This window comes from Vibrio sp. 1249-1 (assembly GCF_033340495.1).
Map to the genome: position 1 here is coordinate 1 of NZ_JAWOWJ010000475.1, position 731 is coordinate 731.

Here is a 731-nt window from a genome sequence, read left to right on the forward strand (position 1 = left end):
CTTTTTTGTATCTGTAACCATGATGCAAAAATGAGAGCTGATGTAACTCCGATTGAGACTGAGAAATATTTGTTGTTCAAACCAAACACTCAATGATAATTTGGCTCCACCTCTTTCAATACAATCACCGTTAGCCAAAAGTACAGAGACGGTCATATACACAGAGGATAACGGCTCTTGCCTCCCATAGTTGTCTTCGATGACTGACAGGTACTCTGCGCTTAGTTGAAAAGGTCTTACCTTCACATGGAGTTGAACGACATGGCTCAGTTTAATGAACCAATTTCTAGCCAGCTATTAGCAATAGATGAAAACCTCACTCAATTAGTCACTGATATTGATATTCTTAGCAGCGTAAACCCGCTTAATTACGCCCAAGAGCGAGAAAGGTTCATCAGTAATAAGTACTCGCAAGAACCTAACTTTCAGTACCAGAAAGCGCCTCTTGACACTCATCAGTCAAAACGCCGTTTGTACGAATTGCCTTTGGAGCACATCGAAGATACTCAGTTGCAAAAGCTTTATGAGGATGTCATTCAGTCTTACGCCGACAAACTTGATCAAGTCAACACCATAGGTACGCAAGAGTTCCTATACAACTCTCTGCGCTACTACGGTGAACCAAGTGCGAAAGACATTGCTAACGCACATTTCATTTTGCATCTGCCGACAGAAGAAGAGAGCAAACCAGAGCATGATAGCCGCTCCATTGCTCATTTCATGCAAAGCTT

General features: G+C 42.1%; 1 protein-coding gene. It reads left to right on the plus strand.

Annotation, left to right across the window (positions count from 1 at the left end; translation table 11 throughout):
• Positions 1-261 precede the first annotated feature (261 nt).
• Positions 262-731 (plus strand): tyrosine/phenylalanine carboxypeptidase domain-containing protein (locus tag R7Z50_RS27075; protein ID WP_411979525.1); only part of this gene is annotated, 470 nt, incomplete at its 3' end.